This window comes from Actinoplanes sp. KI2, from assembly GCF_025630775.1.
Classification (GTDB): Bacteria; Actinomycetota; Actinomycetes; order Mycobacteriales; family Micromonosporaceae; genus Actinoplanes.
Genome location: NZ_JAOSZE010000048.1, coordinates 49502 through 65312, shown reverse-complemented (window position 1 = coordinate 65312; position 15811 = coordinate 49502). Strand labels below are relative to the sequence as shown.

Here is a 15811-nt window from a genome sequence, read left to right as displayed (position 1 = left end):
GCGAGGAGGCCGCCGTGCCCGACGACCGACTGATCACCCACCTGCGCCACGTCGATCTGGCGGTGCCCGACTTCGACAAGCAGGTCGACTTCTACACGGGGCTCTGGGGCCTGAGCAGGGTCGCGGACGACAGCGGCGTGGTCTTCCTCGCCGCCGAGGGCTCGCCGGAGCAGTACATCGTCCGGATCCGCAAGGACGAGCAGAAGCGGCTCGACCTGATCGCCTTCGGAGTGGCCACGCCGGCCGACGCCGACGCGCTGGCCGAGCGGCTGCTGGCGGCCGGCGTCCAGCTGATCACCCGGCCGGGCGCGATGGACACCCCCGGCGGTGGTTACGGTTTCCGGTTCTTCGACCTCGACGGCCGTACGGTCGAGATCTCCGCCGGCGTCGAACCGCGCCGGCACCGGAAGATCGAGCCGCGCGAGTCGATCCCGGTCCGGCTCTCGCACGTGGTGCTCAACTCGCCCGACGCCGCCGCGACCCGCGACTGGTACACCCGGCACCTGAGCTTCGCCCTGTCGGACACGCTCGCGCACCCGCACCTGGGCGAGATGATGTATTTCCTGCGCTGCAATCCGCAGCACCACAGCCTGGCCATCGCGTCCGGCCCGCACACCTCGCTGCATCACGCCTCGTTCGAGCTGCGGGGGATCGACGAATACATGTTCGGCACCGGGCGGCTGCTGCGCGCCGGCATCCGCAAGATCTGGGGACCGGGACGGCACCTGGCCGGGGACAACACCTTCTCGTACTTCGCCGACCCGCACGGCAACACGGTCGAATACACCACCGAACTCGAGCAGCTCGACGAGGACGCCTGGCACCCGCACGTCTACGACTTCACCCAGCCCGAGGTCAGCGACCAGTGGGGCACCGCGAACCCGATCGACGAGATAATCGCCCAGGAGACCTTCAACGAGCCCGACCGGGGGGTCTTCGTCCCGCCGCCGCTGTAACCGATGCTGGTTCCCATTCCCGACGGCCAGGGCCGGCGTCGCTGGTCGGTCCGCGGCGCCGGGCGCATCCTCGCGGTCTTCGAGCACCCGGAGTCCGGCCGGCTTATCGTCACGGAGGCGCGGTGCCCGCACGCCGGGGCGCCGATCCAGGACGGCTGGATCCAGCACGACTCCGTGGTCTGCCCGTGGCATCGCTACCGGTTCGATCCCGCGGACGGGCAATGCCGCAACAGCACGCGATACCGGCTGCCGGTCTATCCCACGGTCGTCCACGAGGGCCGTTGGTACGCCGAGGTGCCGTTCAACCCGCTGGGCGACCGCGGTTACCCGCGTGGCCGGCACAATCCCCCGGAGTGAGCCGGATGGAAACCGTAGTGGACGCGCGCGCCGACTTACGGTCTTCACCCGCAAGCGGTCGGCGGAGGGTTTACGTGACCCGAGACGTGACCGTCATATAACTGTTGCATCACGCTCTGGGCGTTGTGCACGGCAGAGCCGTTGATCTCGACGTGTTCCGGTGCGGGTGGGTACTCGGCACGGCAGCGATCGTATTCGGCCCGTACCTGGTCGATGCGCATTTTTAGCGCGGCGACGTCCGGGTCGGTGTGGTGCACCGCTGCCCACAGGTCAAATTCGAGCTGTACGGCTGCGGCCTCCCACGGCTGCTCCACCTCGTCGGGCTCGATCTCGTCCGGCCATTGTTCGCGGACGACCGCGCGACTCCGCGCCTGCGTACCGAGCCCGAAGAAGTCGACCAAGTAGCTGTATGGCCGTTCGTGGATGGCGAAAGCCTTGGGATGCGGGGGTCCGACCGCCGCGAACCCGAGCGCGGGCAGCAGATCGAAAACCACGTGGTCGGCTCTGCGGTAGGCGTCGGCCCCCGAATCGCTTGCAACCAGCGACAGCAGCCGGTCGCGGTCCGGTGTCAGGCCGGCAGCCTCGCCCCAGGCGACCAGATCGGCGGTAACCTCCGCCGCCGTGCGCGCGGGTGGCTTCGGCCGATGTTTGTATCCGCAGTCGTCCTCACCGGGTGGTAGGTGTGCGGAGAAGGTCCACTCCGTCGTGCACCGGGCGAAGATTGCGGCACAGTCACCGTCGCAGACGTACGCCGCCAACACGGGCTCCGAGGTACCGGCAACGAGTCGTCGGCCGGCGGCGGCAAGGTCCGGTGGGTCCTGCCATCCTCGCGTGACCAGCACCTGCCAGCCCTGGCCCAGGTCGCGGACCTCATCGTGCTGGTACCCGAAGCCGAGTACATCGGCACGGTGCGCCAGCAGAACCGGCGACTTCGCCACCACAACGGTGCCCCAGAATCCCACGCGGCACAGCCTAGCCGCGGCCTCGCGCGGTCGGTCGTCCGTCGTCATGGCGACGGGGTGACGGGGTGACGGGGTGACGGGGTGACGCGACAGCGTCACCCCGTCCGGCGCAAGGTCAGTTGAGACCCTTGGCGTCGATGTCGAGTTCCTCGATGTGGGTCTTGTCCTTGTTCCACTTGGCGACCCGGTGCATGAGGTACGCGAACGTCGTGCCCTCCTCGAGCACGATTGTCGAGTTACCGGCGGAGCTGCCCGCGTGCTTGGCGGTCAGCTTCAGTTTCATGCCGGGGAGGACCTCGGCCTCGAGCGCGCCGGTGGTGGTCCCGGCCGCCGCGAACGACTCGGCGATCGTCCCCTCCAGCACCACCCAGATCGTCGAGACGATCCGGCCGTCGGCGCCCTCCTGGGCGAGGAACCGCAGGGCCCCGCCGGCCTCGTTGTTCAGCATCGTCTTGAGCGGACCCTCGTCGATGACGAACTTCGCCAGCTTCAGGCGGACACTCTTCGCCTTCTCGTACGAGAACGACGCGGTCCCGGAGGCCGAGACGGTGAAGTACTTCAGCGCGGCCCCGGTCTCCACGTCCGTCTTCGCCTGCCGGGTCCAGTCGATGTCCGCCGTGGTGACGTAGCGGACCTTGCCCTTCAGGATGCCGCGGTCGACGTGGTTGGTGACGTTGAGGCTGGCCTTCGTCCCCAGCGGGTCCTCCTTCTCGCCGTACGAGCACATCAGGATGTCCTCGGACTTGTCCCGGAAGTACCGCTCGCCGTTGTAGACGAACGTGTGGTTGCCAACTCGTGTCTCGGACATTTTCTTTCCCCCCATAACTTCGTGGGCTCGGGCGAGCCCTGGGAGAAGAGTCGCGAGACGCCGTTAGCCGTTCGCTAGCCAGGAGCCGTCAGTCCGCTACGTGACTCCACGGTTGTCTCGTACGGTGTCCCGGTCGCCTGATAAGAAAATGCGACCCACCGTCCGAAGGCTCGACGGGCCACCACGCGCGATCGGCGGCGAGATCCTGCGGACCCGCCTGGTCGAGCGGCTCGCCGTACGGTGGGACGTGCCGGTGACGACCGTGGTGGCCGGGCCGGGGTTCGGCAAGTCGACCGCGCTGGCGCAGGCCACCCGTCTGCACGCGGCCGACCCGCGCGGCCTCGAATGCTGGGTGACCTGCGAGCCGGGCGACGAGGACGCTCCGCGGCTGGCCGGCGCGATCTGTCACGCCTTCGGCGTCGACCCCACCGCGACCGGCCCGCTCGACACCGCGCTGGAGGCGTTGCGCGCATGTTCCCCGATCGAGTCCTGCCTGATCCTGGATGACTTCCACGAGGTGGCGCCGGGTTCGTCCGGCCACCGCCTGGTCGCCGAGCTCATATCCCGGCTACCGGCGGGGGCCCACCTGGTGCTGTCGGGGCGCAGCCTGCCGCCGGTGCCGCTGGCCCGGCTGCACGCCGCCGGCCGGATCCTCTGCTTCGACGAGTCCGACCTCGCCTTCGACCCCTGCGAGTTGGACCGGATCGCCGGGCACGCCGAGCGCCCGCTCACCGACCTGACCGGCCTGGGCGGATGGCCTGCCCTGGTTCGGCTGACCCTGGCCGCCCCGGCCGGCATCGCCCGCGACTACCTGTGGGAGGAGGTCGTCTCCGCGCTCACCGCGGCCGATCGGGAGGCCCTGCTCAACCTGGCCGTCCTCGGTTCGGCCGACGCCGCCACCCTGCGCGCCCTCGCCGGAGTGCCCGTCGATCTCGACCTGCTCACCGAGCGGGTGCCGCTGGTGTCCCGGTTCGGCGACGGCGAGGTGCGCGCCCACCCGCTGTGGACCGACGCCCTGGTGAGGTTCCTGCCCGCCGAGCGGGTCGCCGCCATCCGCGCCCGGGCGGCCGACCTGCTCCTCGACCGGGGCGACGCGCTGCGGGCCGGGACGATCGCCATCACCGCCGGCGACGTGGCCCTTCTCGACCGCGCCGCGACGGCACTGGTGCGGTCGACGCTGGCGACCTTCCCGCGCGACACCGGGGAGCGCTGGCTCGCCGCCGTGCCGGAGAGCGAACACACCCGGCGGGGCCTGCGGTTGCTGACCGCCGCCACCCGGTACGCGTCGCGCGCCGACGACGCCGAGGTCGACCGGATCGTGGACATGGCCGCCGAGGCCGCGCACCGGGCCGGCGACGTCGGCACCGAGACCGCCGCGCTGAGCCTGGCGACCATCGCCGCGCATGCCCGCGGCGACGAGAATCGGCTGGCCGAGCTCTACCAGGCGGCGCTCGACCTGCCCGGCGCCTCCGACCAGCCCACGCTGCGGCTGCTCATGGGCGGCGTCCAGGGTGCCATCTACGAGCTGATCGGCTCGATCGAGGACGCGCTGGCCACGGTCGAGGCGCTGGCACCGGCCGACATCGAGCAACAACCCGGCAAGATCGTCGTACGGTTCCAGGTCTATCTGCTTCTGCTGGCCGGACGCGCGGACGAGGCGGCCGAGGTCGCCGAGCGTTATCTGGCGTCGTCGCCGTACGCCCACGTACGCCGCATGCCGCAGTTCGCCCGCTGGATGGCCGGGCAACCGGCCGACTTCCTGCCCGACGCGTACCCGCACGACTCTCGGCAACCGCACCTGCCGGACGCCGACGCCAACGACCGCTACCGCTTCAACTTCCTGGCGTTCGCCGCGGTGGTCGCCGCGTCCCTGGGCGACCAGGCCGCGCTGCGCCACGTGTCGGCCCAACTGGACGAGAGCGGGCTGGGTACCGACACCCGGGACGCCGCCATGCTCGCGGTCGCTGCGGCCGCGCGGGCCGTCCTGCACGGCGGCGAGCCGGCCGCCCGGGCCGAGATCGAGGGCTTCCTCACCCTTCATCCACTGTCCGATCCGGTCGCGGCGGTGCATTTGCGGCGCTTCTTGGCGTACGGATATGTGCTGTCACCCGATGCACGACAGCTGTGGGACGCCCAGCCCTTGGGGCCGGCCCACGACCGGGTCCGCGCCGCCGCCCGGCTGCTGCTCGACGCCCGCGCCGGGCGCCTCACCACCACCGGCGAGGTCACCCCCGAGACGGTACTGATCGCCTTCCCACTGCCCTGGTCGGTCGAGCTGGCCGCCTACGCGGAGGCCGCGGGCCTGCCGTTCGGGCGTCAACTCCTGCAATGGCTCGCCGACCACCTGGGCCGGCGCGCGCACGACGCGCTTCGCCCCCTGGCCGGCGACCATCGGCCGGTGCCGGCCGCCGGGGCCCGCCGGCTGCTCGCCGCGGTCCCCGCCACGCCGTCCGGCGTCACCCGCATCGAGGTGCTCGGACCGTTACGGATACTTGTCGACGGTCGCCAGGCACACCCGGCGGACCTGCGCCGCCGCCGGGTCCGCGAGTTGCTCACGCTCCTCGCCGTGCACGGCGAAATGGACCGGGCACGGGTCATGGACCTGCTCTGGCCCGGCCTCGACCCGGACGCCGCCGCCCGAAATCTGCGGGTGACCCTGACCTACCTACGCCGGGTCCTCGACCCCGACCATCTGCGCTGCGACCGCACCCGCGTCCGGCTGATCCGGTCGAAGGCGCTCACGATCGACCTGGCCGAGCTGCACGACCACCTGGACGAGGCGCGCCAGGCTCGGCGGCGTGGCGACCCGGCGGCCGCCGACGCCGCGCTGGCCGCGGCCGTGGCACTCTGGCGCGGCGAGCCGCTGACCGAGCTGTCCGGCCTGTCCCACTACGAGGCCCCGGCGACCGCGCTTCGGGCCGACCTCACCGAGGCGGCCCTGATCGTGGGCGAACGCCGGCTGGCCGAGGGCGACACCGCCACCGCCGGGGAGCTGGCCCAGCGCGCGCTCACCGCCGAGCCGTACGCCGAACGCTGCATGCGGCTGCTGCTGGCGGTGGAAACGCAACGCCGCAACCCCGTGACCCTGGAACGGGCCCTGCACCGGGTGCGCGGGACACTGAATTCGCTGGGTGTGGCGCCCGAGCCGGCCACCGCCATCGTCCTGCACCAGGCCCACCTCGTCAGCACCCGCCGGGGCGCGGTCGCCGGGGCCTTCCGCGAGGTTGCGGCGGGACGGGTTCGCCAGTGAGAGTGGCCGGGTGATTCGGATCGAGTTGAGCCGCACGACGCTGGCGTCCGCGCGGATCGGCATCAGCCCGCTCACCGAGCTGATCGGGGCGCTCGAGCTCCTGCACCGCCGCGGTACCGGCCGGGCGCCCTGGCCGTACACACGCTGGGCGGAGCAGGCCCGGGCCGGGCTCGGCGCGACGCCCCCGGGCGCGCCGCTCTGGGTGTACGGCCGACTGCTCGACATGCGGGTCCGGCAGCGCACGCCGGACGTATTCCACCCGATCGCGGACTCGCCGGTGCCGCGGCTCGAGGACGAGCTGGAGTTGCTGGCGCGCACTCCCCCGGCCGACGTCGACGCGCAGTTCGCCGTGCACTGCCCCACCGGGGCGCCGCGCTGGCTGGCGGATTACCAGCGGGATCCGGCGGGATCCTTCTCCGCGCTCGCGGAGAGCCTCGCGAGCTTCTGGCAGAAGACGCTGCGGGTGTACTGGCCGGAGATGCTCGGCGCGCTGGAGGAGGAGGTGCAGATCCGGGCGCGGGCGATCGCGACCGCCGGCGCCGAGTCGGTGCTCGGCGACCTGGCCGGCATCGCCCGCTGGGAGCCGCCGGTGCTGAGCCTGCCCAAGCCCAAGGACTCCGTCATGGGTACCGCGGAACGCCGGCTGCTGCTCGTGCCGATGCTTTTCGCCGATCGTCGGGTCAGCGCGTCGACCGACCATCCCAGCCGGCTGCGGCTGACGTACCAGTGTCGCGGCGTCGCGGTGCTCGAGCCGGGCCCGGCGCCGGCGATGACCGGCGATGACCGGCTGGGCGTGCTCGTGGGGCCGCGCCGGGCCCAGGTGCTGCGGGCCCTCACGGTGCCGGCCACCACGTCAAGCCTGGCCGCGGCCCTGGGCCTACCGGCGAGCACGGTGTCGGAGCAGCTGACGGCGTTGCATGCGGCCGGCGTTCTGCACCGGCGCCGGGCCGGGCGCCGGGTGTTCTACGGTCTCGAGCCGGCCGGTCACACCCTGCTGTCGATGTTCGACGTGGAACCCGGACGATCCGGCTGAGGCGAATCGTTTCCCCGGCTCCGGCGGCCGGCCCTAGCGTCGAAGGCGAACCGCGAACACGACCGAGGAGCCGAGACACATGAGCAACGAAACCATCGCCGCCCGATCCGGGCAGCCCGAGCGATCCGACGAGTCGACGTGGGCGGCCGTCGACGAGTACTTCTCCGCCGCGCTGGTCGGCGAGGACGAGGTGACGGCGGCCGTACAGCGCGCCGCCGAGGCCGCCGGGCTGCCGTCGATCAGCGTGTCGGCCGCCCAGGGCAAGCTGCTCGCGCTGCTGGTCCGCAGTGTCGGCGCGCAACGGGTCCTGGAGGTGGGCACGCTCGGCGGATACAGCGCCGTCTGGATGGCCCGGGCGATCACTCGGCCCGGCCGGCTGGTCACCTTTGAGCTGGAGCCCCACCACGCCGAGGTGGCCCGGGCCAACGTCGACCGGGCCGGCGTCGGCGACCTCGTCGACATTCGGGTCGGGCCGGCCGCCGACGGCCTGCGGGCACTGCTCGACGAGCGGCCCGAACCGTTCGACTTCGCCTTCATCGACGCGGACAAGACGTCCAACGCCGTCTACTTCGACTATGCGGTACGGCTCGGGCGACCGGGAACTCTCATTGTCGTCGACAACGTGGTCCGCGGCGGCCGGGTGCTTCACGGCGCCGACGAGGCATCAGCGGGCGTACGCCGGCTCGTCGACACGCTCGCCGGCCGGGGCGACGTCGACTCGGTCGCGGTCCAGACCGTCGGCGGCCGCGGGTACGACGGGTTCGTCCTGGCCCGGATCAGTGAGAGCGGTCATTGATGTTGTGTTTGGTAGGTGATCCGCAGCGCTCTCCGAGCCGCGAGGCCCGGCGACGAGAGGTTTCCGTCGCCGGGCCTTTCACCGCCGCCGCGGCGTCGACGCTCCGGCCCGGCCAGCTCCGGTGAGTGTGTGACTGCGCGGCCTCGCGCGCCGACAGACTCGGCCCCCAGGGGGCTCAGGCGGCGGAGACTGCCGGGGTCGGCGCGACCCCGAGTTGCTCGAGGAAGTCGAGGAGGTTGAAGTACAGCCGATACTCGACGATGAGGCCGTTCTCGAGGCGCCAGAAGTCGGCGGCCGGCACGTCGAGCCGCCGCCCGGTGGGCGAGAGTTCCCCGGTCGCCAGCGGCAACGGACCCGCGTGCGTACCGGTGGCGTGTAGTTCGAAGGCGAGGGTCTGGTCCTGTTCGGACACGAGCGACAGCCCACGGACCTCGTGGGTGAAGTCGGGGAAGGCCCGGAAATGCATTGCCATCCAGTCCTTGTACGCCGTGTTGCCGATGAAGGAACCGATGGGCGTCCGGACATCGGCCTTCGGGCTGATCATCGACGCGACGGTGTCGAGATCCTGCTTGTTCATCGCGTCGAAGAACCGGCGGGCAAAGTCGAGCAAGGGCATCGCAGTCCTCCTGCCGAGGTTGATGAGGAAGCCGGCGTCAGATGTGGACGTTCTGAATGAGACCGTCGCTGATCTTGAAGCCGATCTTCGCGTGACCGTTGAATCCGTTGGAATGCACCGTCGAGTGCAGCGTCGCGCCGTCGGACTTCGGGTCGATGCGGTCGACCTGAATCCGTGCGTTCACGCCGATCAGGTCGCTGTCGGACCAGCGCATAATGGCGTCCACACCGTGAAAGCGGCGCCCTGTGTCCACCAGCACGGCGTCCGGGGCGAACAACGCCCGCAACGCCTGCGGGTCCGAGTTGTTCGTCGCATCCACCCAGCCTTGTACGATATCGGTCGCTGTCGGCACCCTCGTCCTCCCATGACTCGAAGCCGATGCCATCCATCACGACACTGCCACCCGACGGGCACGGGCGGACCGGATCGTGCGGGCTGGGCCGGTACTCTGTGCGCAGTGGCGCCGCAGTACGTCGAGTCGGTGTTCGTGCCTCGCCGTGTGGCACGGCGTTGGGCTACCGGCCGCGGTCGCGGCGCTGCACCAGGCCGAGCCGTTCGGCTACCGCGGCCGCCTCCGCCCGGCGCGAGACGCCGAGTTTCCGCAACACTCGCGAGACGTGCACGCCCACGGTGTATTCGCTGATGAACAGCCGCCGCGCGATCTCGCGGTTGGTCAGGCCGATCGCGATGAGCTTCAGCACCTCGGCCTGGCGTTCGGTCAGGCCCGACGGCAGGGCGCTGCCGCCGATGGCGGACGCCGGTTCCGCCAGGCCGACCCGGGCCCGCCGGGCCAGGTCCGCCACGGCGTCGCGGAGCGGACGGGCGCCGAGGCCGCTTGCCAGGCGCCACACCGCGGCAAGCCGTAGCTGGGCCTCCTGGCGTGCGCCGACCAGCACGGCCGCCTCAGCCGCCCGAAACGTCGGGTATCCGGTCATGTAGATGGCGTCCAGGGCATCCCACCCCTTGACCGCCACATCCCACAATGCCAGGTCCGACCCGCCGTCGGCGCGGGCGATCTCGGCGTCCGCGAGCGCGGCATAGCAGGCTTCCCCGGGTGATTTCGGCGGCGGGGTCGCGAGGCGCAGCCGCTCGACGGCCGACCGCTCGGGCCCGCTGCCTTGCCCGGCCGCGTCGGCCTCCGCCCGAAGCGCCAGCCAGCGCAGCCGGTGCGAGCCGGCCGGCACCCCCGGCTCGCCGAGCCCGCGCAGGAGTTCCTCGGCTGTCGCGACGTACCGGCGGGCGTCGTCGACGGCGCCGCGCAGCAGGGCGAGCTCGGCGGCCGCGGCGTAGGTCGGCTCCAGCATCTGCGGCTCTGCCGGGCCGTTCACCAGGACGAGCAGTTCGGCCAGCAGGCTGTCGGCGATGTCGAAGTCGCCGCGGGCGATGCAGAGCTCGACCCGGGCCTGCACGGCCCAGATGCGCGAGACACCCACCGACATCATCGCGTCGGCGCTGAACCGTTCGGCATCGGCCCACCGGCCGCTCAACACCGTCGCGGAAGCGGTTTTCGCGCGCAGCGCCATCCCGGCCGTGCGGTCGACGCCCAGCCGTACCGTGACGGCCTCACCTGCCAGGGCCTCGCCGAGCAGGTACCCGAACCGCCCCTGCCGCGCGTGGATGGCGACCGCGTTCACATAGGACCAGCCGACCGAGATGCCGTCGCCGGCCCGCTCGGCGAGGCGCCGACCGGCCAAAACCTCGGCCAGGCCGGTGATCTCGTCGCCCAGGTCGGCATGCGCGACGCCCAGGCTGATCTGCGCGCTCGCACGGGCCTGCTCGGAACCGGGCACGCGGGAGAGATTCAGCACCCGCCCGGCCACCGGAACCGCCTCCCCCGGGCGGCCGAGCAGCACGAGGAACCGGGCCTGCATCGCCAGGGCGTCGGCGAGCGCGGCGGTGCCGTCCGCCACCAGCGCCTCGGCGGCACGGGCGGCCCGCAGCGCGGTGTGCGCGTCGGCCCGATGGGCCCACCGGGCCGCGCCGGCGAGCAGGTGCAGGCGGGCCACCCGCTCGGGCTCGCGGGCGGGATCGAGCCGGGTGAGTGCCCGGTAAGCGAGCTTCTCCGCCCGCTCGTGGTGCAGGCCGCGGTAGAACGCGTCGGCCGCCTTCTCGTACAGCGACGTCTCGTCGATGCCCGCAACGGTCTCCGGGCACGGCACCGACGGCCATAACGTGATCGCCCGGGCGAACATCTCCAGGGCGGTCCGGAACTCGTGGACGGCGGAGGCAGCGGTTCCCGCGGCCACCGCGGCGGCGAGCGCACGGGACAGCCGGCCCGCGAAATGCCAGTGGTACGCCACACGGCCCAGCACGATCGGATCGGCCGGCTCCGCACCGGTCCGCTCGAAGGCCCGGGCAGCGTCGAGATGCAGCCGCGCCCGCTGCATAGGCAGCAGGGCGCTCTCGACCGCCTCGCGGGCCAAGGCGTGCCGGAAGGCGTACCCGGTCGCGGTGCCGACCAGCACGTGGGCCTCGACGGCGGCGCGGGCCGCGGCGAAGACCACGAAGTCGGGCCAGCCCAGGATCGCGCGCAGCAGTTCATGCGGCACGTCCGGGCCGGAACCTCCGGCCACCGCGATCGCCTGGACGAGGCGCATCGCCCCGGCTCCGAGCGCGCCGACCCGGCTCAGGACCACGTCTCGGACGGTCGCCGGCAGCGTGCCGGCACGCGGATCCGCGGCGAGCAGCTCCTCGATGAGGAACGGGTTGCCGCCCGACCGTTCGATGATCCGCTCGCCGAGGTCCGGTTCGGGACCCCGGCCGAGGACACCGATCAGCAGCGCGACCATCTCGTCGTGGTTCAGCGGTGCCAGCTCGATGCGCTCCGTAGGCCGGATCCGGCCCAGGTCGGCCAGCCAGCCGGTGACCGGGTGGGTGGGCGCCAGCTCGTCGGTGCGGGCCGACAGGACCGGCAGGACACGATGCCCGACGATGCCACGCAGCAGCAACAACAGCAGGTCGCGACTGGCCTCGTCGGCCCAGTGGATGTCTTCGACCACCAGCAGGAGCGGGCTGTCGGCGGCCATTCGCTCGATGATCCGCAGGACGTCGGTGACCAACTGTGCCGGCGACCCCGGGCGGGGCGCGCCCTCGGTCGTCGCGCCGGTGGCGAACTCGGGCACGAGCGCTGCCACGGCGTCCGTTCGCCCGCCGAGCCACTCGCCGATCCGTGCGGCGCCGGCCTGCCGCCCGGCGTCGCGCAACGCCTCGGCGATCGGCCCGTACGGCGTCCGCATGCCCGAAAGGGGCAGGCAATCGCCGGACAGCACGGTGACTTCGGTGGATCGGGCGCGCTCGGCCAGCCAGGTGAGACAGCGGGTCTTGCCCATCCCGGCGTCGCCCATGAGCAGCACCAGCGGCGGGTCCTTCCCGTCGGTGAGAGCATCGAGACAACGATCCAGCCGTGCGAGTTCCGCGGTACGGCCGACGAGCTCCCTCGATCTCATCCGCACCACGATCGCCCTGCCACCCCCGCCCGCTCGCCGAACTGACCGGGACCGCAGCGGGTTGGTCGATCCCGCGCGTCGCCGTCCGGCCTACAAGCGACGCTACAAGATTGTCGACGGCTGTAACTAGGTCGAGCGATGTCCTGTGCGGAGAGTTGAATTAGCGTTCTCGATGCGACCCCACGAAGCCGACAGGCCGGTCGTTTCGGGATCAATGGACGGCGAGGCGGCCTTCGGGAGGCGCGTCACGACCACACCAGGCACGCGAATCGATGGCTAATTCGCGGCCGGAAGGTTGCACCGCGGCGGGCCCGGCCGCGGCGCGGGGATGGGACGTCGGGAACATGCTGGAGATCCATGACCTGTTGCCGGTGTCCTGGCAGCTCGCGGTTCCGGAGGCGGTCCGCGGCCGGCTGCTGGACATGGGGACCGCCTGCAACCGGGCGGCACTCGCCGCCGACCAGGCGTACCTGCAGCAGCGGTACGCCGCCGCCGAGATCGATTCGGCGGCGGCGTGCGCGGACGGGGGCTGGTACCGCACGGGCCTCGCCCACCAGCTGCTGGACTGTGCCGTCAGCTTCGGCGAGCAGATCACCGCCGTTTACACCGTGACGGCCGCGACGTTCGTCGCGTACGCGACGCTGATCACGGCGATATACGCGGCCTGGGGCTACGTTCCGCCGTCCGAGCCGGCCGTGACACTCCCGTCGCGCCTGCTCCGGGCACCGGCCGCGCATCTCCCGCTGGTGCAGATGCCGGTCGGCGCCGGGACCCGGCAGGCCGTCGTGGACCACAACGACGAGTTGGCCGCCGCCCATCGGAGACTCATGCACGCCATCGAACGCACCGCCCGGTCCCACCCGCTCGACGTGTACGACCATCCGTCACGCGTCGCCGGCCGGCCCGCCCTCTCCGTCGGCCTCAGCGTCGACCTGGCCTGCGGCATGCACGCCTACGCCGCGAACTGCGTCTGGGCTCTGGGTCTCGCCACCCGTCGCGACGACGACTAATGACGCGGGACGGCCTGGTCGTAGGTTTCCGCCGCGGACGGGCTCAGCCCGACGCGTCCCGGTCCGCCATGGCCGGCTCCGCAGCCGGCCGCAGCAGGTCCGCCGACAGGGCGGCCAGTTCCACGGCGGCCAGGACGGCCAGGATGGCGGTGAGCAGCAGGACCAGGACCACAGCGGAGAGCTGCCTGCCCGCCAGGCCCAGCATCAACGACACCGCGGCCGCCGGGGCGCGCACAGCGGACAGCATCCAGAGCGTGCCCCACCGCTGCCAGGCGAAGGCCGCGAGGTACAGGGCTGTCCCGCCGCACAGCAGCCAGACCTCGGCCGTCGGCAGGCGGGCGCCGGGCTCCGCGACGACCTGCCGCATCCCCGTGGCAATGGCGATGATCGCGCAAATCAGCGCGTAATGGCCGTACGAAAGGACCGCGCGGATGATCCGACTCTGGTTGTCCTCCGAGCTGAGCTTGTACGCCACCGCCTTGACCGAGAAGTTGAAGTAGGTCCACCACAGGCCGCACACGAACGCGAAGCAGGTCGCCAGCGAGACGATCCGGGCGGCGTCGAAATGGTCGCCCACCGCCTGGCCGGCCACGATGACGGATTCCCCCAAGGCGATCATGATGACCAGCCCGAACCGCTCGGGCAGGTGGCTGGTGTCCACCCGGAGGGCCTTGAGCCGCTTGCGGAACAGCCACGACGTCGACAGCTCGACCACCATCAACACGGTCCAGGCGGCGAGCTTCTGTTCCGGGGGCAGGAACGCGGTGACCAGGAACAGCGGCGCGGTGATGAAGGCCGACGCGGTGAACGGATTGAAGTGCAGGCCGCGGAACTGGCCGGTCGACCACGACACCAGCATCAGTCGCAGCACCACGAAGCTCGCCGCGAAGAAGACGCCGTTGTGGCTGAAGGCGGTCGGCGCGGCGACGGTCATCAGGAGGGTGACCAGGCCGATGGCGAACATGTTCAGCCGATGCCAGGTGTCCTCGAGATCGGTGAGATTGGAAAGGATCGCGGTACCGACCCACGACCACCAGAAGGGAGTGAAGACAACCCACGCCTCGAGCAGCCCTCGCCACGACACGTCGTCGGCCAGGAAATCGGCGATCTGCGTCACCGCGAAAACGAAAACGAGATCATAGAACATCTCGATCCACGAGACCCTCTTGGATGCCGTCGCGTCAGTCACCGCTCTCCACCGTCCTCTCCGATTCGGGCGTCGGCACGCACCTTCCTCCCTTCGAGTCCCAAATTTGAAAATCCTATTCGAAGAACCGGCCGCCGCTCCTCTCGGCGCCGAGTCCAGATCGGTCTTCCGCGGGTCGGCAACAACATTTCGTCAAGTCGCGACCCGAATGGGCGACCGCCACGACAATGCCGTTGGAAACGCTATTAATCGGCCTTTGACACCGGTATGGTGTGTCTGATTCCGGCCTGAGGGAGGACGCCATGACCGAGCGACTGTTGGGGTCTGAGCAGGTGCGTGTGTCCTCCATCGGCCTGGGCTGCATGGGCATGTCCGATCTCTACGGCCCGGCCGATCGGGAGGAGAGCATCGCGACCGTCCGCGCGGCGCTGGACGCCGGCGTCACGCTGCTCGACACGGGCGACTTCTACGGCATGGGCGACAACGAGCTCCTGCTGAGCGAGGCACTGCGCGGCAGCGACCGGGACCGCGCGGTGATCAGCGTGAAGTTCGGGGTGCTGCGCGACCCGGCCGGAGGCTGGTTGGGCAGCGACGGGCGGCCGTCGGCGGTCAAGAACTCTCTGGCGTACAGCCTGCGCCGGCTCGGCACCGACCACATAGACATCTACCGGCCGGCCCGGCTCGACCCGGCGGTGCCCGTTGAGGAGACCGTCGGCGCCATCGCCGAGATGGTCCAGGCCGGGTACGTGCGCCACATCGGCCTGTCCGAGGCCGGTGCGGACACGATCCGGCGAGCCCATGCGGTGCACCCGATCACCGACGTGCAGATCGAGTATTCGCTGCTGTCGCGCGGCGTCGAGGCGCGGATCCTGCCGGTGTGCCGTGAGCTGGGCATCGGCGTGACCGCGTACGGCGTGCTCTCGCGCGGCCTGCTCAGCGGGCACTGGTCGGCCGACCGCCCGCTGCCACCCGCCGATTTCCGCGCGTCGAGCCCGCGCTTCACCGGCGACAACCTCGACCGGAACCTCGCTCTGGTCGAGGCGTTGCGCAAGGTGGCCTCGAACCGGGGCGTCACGGTCGCTCAGGTCGCGATCGCCTGGGTGCTGTCGCGGGGCGACGAGATCGTGCCGCTGGTCGGCGCCCGCAGCCGGGTCCGGCTGGACGAGGCCCTGCCCGCGCGCGAGTTGACGCTGACCGCCGGCGATCTCGCCGAGGTGGAGCTGGCCGTGCCGCGGGGCTCCGCCGCCGGCGAGCGCTATGCCGCGCCGGTGATGGCGACCCTCGACAGCGAGCGCACTTCCGGCGCCGTCTGACGACTCCCGGCCGCGGCCCGCCGATCACCCGCGGCCCGCCGGCACAGATTCAGATCTCCGGCCGCGGCCCGCCAGTACTTGACTGGCGGGCCGCGGCTCGCGTTTGCCCAGGGCAAC

The 15811-nt window shown here is 71.4% G+C and carries 13 protein-coding genes; 7 read left to right on the top strand and 6 right to left on the bottom strand.

Annotated features, from left to right (window positions below; genetic code table 11):
* Positions 1-14: 14 nt before the first annotated feature.
* A complete protein-coding gene (locus tag ODJ79_RS38200; RefSeq protein WP_263028573.1) occupies positions 15-956 on the top strand; it encodes a VOC family protein in 942 nt (313 codons plus the stop codon).
* 3 nt (positions 957-959) lie between these two features.
* Entirely contained in the window at positions 960-1313 is a 354-nt protein-coding gene (locus tag ODJ79_RS38195) for a Rieske (2Fe-2S) protein (protein WP_263028572.1), read from the top strand.
* A 44-nt stretch (positions 1314-1357) separates the two neighbouring features.
* Here the strand turns inward: ODJ79_RS38195 and ODJ79_RS38190 are convergent, their stop codons facing one another.
* Positions 1358-2275 (bottom strand): hypothetical protein, encoded by a 918-nt coding sequence (locus tag ODJ79_RS38190; RefSeq protein WP_263028571.1) that lies wholly within the window; start codon positions 2273-2275, stop codon positions 1358-1360.
* A 115-nt stretch (positions 2276-2390) separates the two neighbouring features.
* On the bottom strand, positions 2391-3083 hold the full coding sequence (locus ODJ79_RS38185; protein WP_263028570.1) for a hypothetical protein: 693 nt from the start codon (positions 3081-3083) through the stop codon (positions 2391-2393).
* A 148-nt stretch (positions 3084-3231) separates the two neighbouring features.
* Here ODJ79_RS38185 and ODJ79_RS38180 point away from each other — a divergent pair, with 148 nt between their 5' ends.
* From ODJ79_RS38180 to ODJ79_RS38170, 3 genes are all read left to right on the top strand, one after another.
* Entirely contained in the window at positions 3232-6333 is a 3102-nt protein-coding gene (locus ODJ79_RS38180; protein ID WP_263028569.1) for a BTAD domain-containing putative transcriptional regulator, read from the top strand.
* 10 nt (positions 6334-6343) lie between these two features.
* The gene (locus ODJ79_RS38175) at positions 6344-7366 is read left to right on the top strand and encodes an ArsR/SmtB family transcription factor (protein WP_263028568.1); all 1023 of its coding nucleotides are present in this window, start codon (positions 6344-6346) and stop codon (positions 7364-7366) included.
* A gap of 79 nt (positions 7367-7445) precedes the next feature.
* On the top strand, positions 7446-8162 hold the full coding sequence (locus ODJ79_RS38170; RefSeq protein WP_263028567.1) for an O-methyltransferase: 717 nt from the start codon (positions 7446-7448) through the stop codon (positions 8160-8162).
* 175 nt (positions 8163-8337) lie between these two features.
* Here ODJ79_RS38170 and ODJ79_RS38165 read toward each other — a convergent pair whose 3' ends face one another.
* The 3 genes from ODJ79_RS38165 to ODJ79_RS38155 form a co-directional block, all read right to left on the bottom strand.
* Positions 8338-8778 carry an ester cyclase gene (locus tag ODJ79_RS38165; RefSeq protein ID WP_263028566.1) on the bottom strand — a complete coding sequence of 147 codons (441 nt, stop codon included), beginning with the start codon at positions 8776-8778 and terminating at the stop codon, positions 8338-8340.
* 37 nt (positions 8779-8815) lie between these two features.
* Positions 8816-9130 carry a nuclear transport factor 2 family protein gene (locus tag ODJ79_RS38160; RefSeq protein ID WP_263028565.1) on the bottom strand — a complete coding sequence of 105 codons (315 nt, stop codon included), beginning with the start codon at positions 9128-9130 and terminating at the stop codon, positions 8816-8818.
* Between the two features lie 163 nt (positions 9131-9293).
* On the bottom strand, positions 9294-12224 hold the full coding sequence (locus tag ODJ79_RS38155; RefSeq protein ID WP_263028564.1) for a helix-turn-helix transcriptional regulator: 2931 nt from the start codon (positions 12222-12224) through the stop codon (positions 9294-9296).
* Between the two features lie 344 nt (positions 12225-12568).
* On the opposite strand from ODJ79_RS38155, the gene ODJ79_RS38150 reads away from it, so the two are divergent.
* The gene (locus ODJ79_RS38150) at positions 12569-13234 is read left to right on the top strand and encodes a hypothetical protein (RefSeq protein WP_263028563.1); all 666 of its coding nucleotides are present in this window, start codon (positions 12569-12571) and stop codon (positions 13232-13234) included.
* Positions 13235-13277: 43 nt separating this feature from the next.
* Here ODJ79_RS38150 and ODJ79_RS38145 read toward each other — a convergent pair whose 3' ends face one another.
* Positions 13278-14423: a low temperature requirement protein A gene (locus ODJ79_RS38145; RefSeq protein ID WP_263028562.1), complete on the bottom strand. Its 1146-nt coding sequence runs from the start codon at positions 14421-14423 to the stop codon at positions 13278-13280.
* A 260-nt stretch (positions 14424-14683) separates the two neighbouring features.
* On the opposite strand from ODJ79_RS38145, the gene ODJ79_RS38140 reads away from it, so the two are divergent.
* On the top strand, positions 14684-15694 hold the full coding sequence (locus ODJ79_RS38140) for an aldo/keto reductase (protein WP_263028561.1): 1011 nt from the start codon (positions 14684-14686) through the stop codon (positions 15692-15694).
* Positions 15695-15811 lie beyond the last annotated feature (117 nt).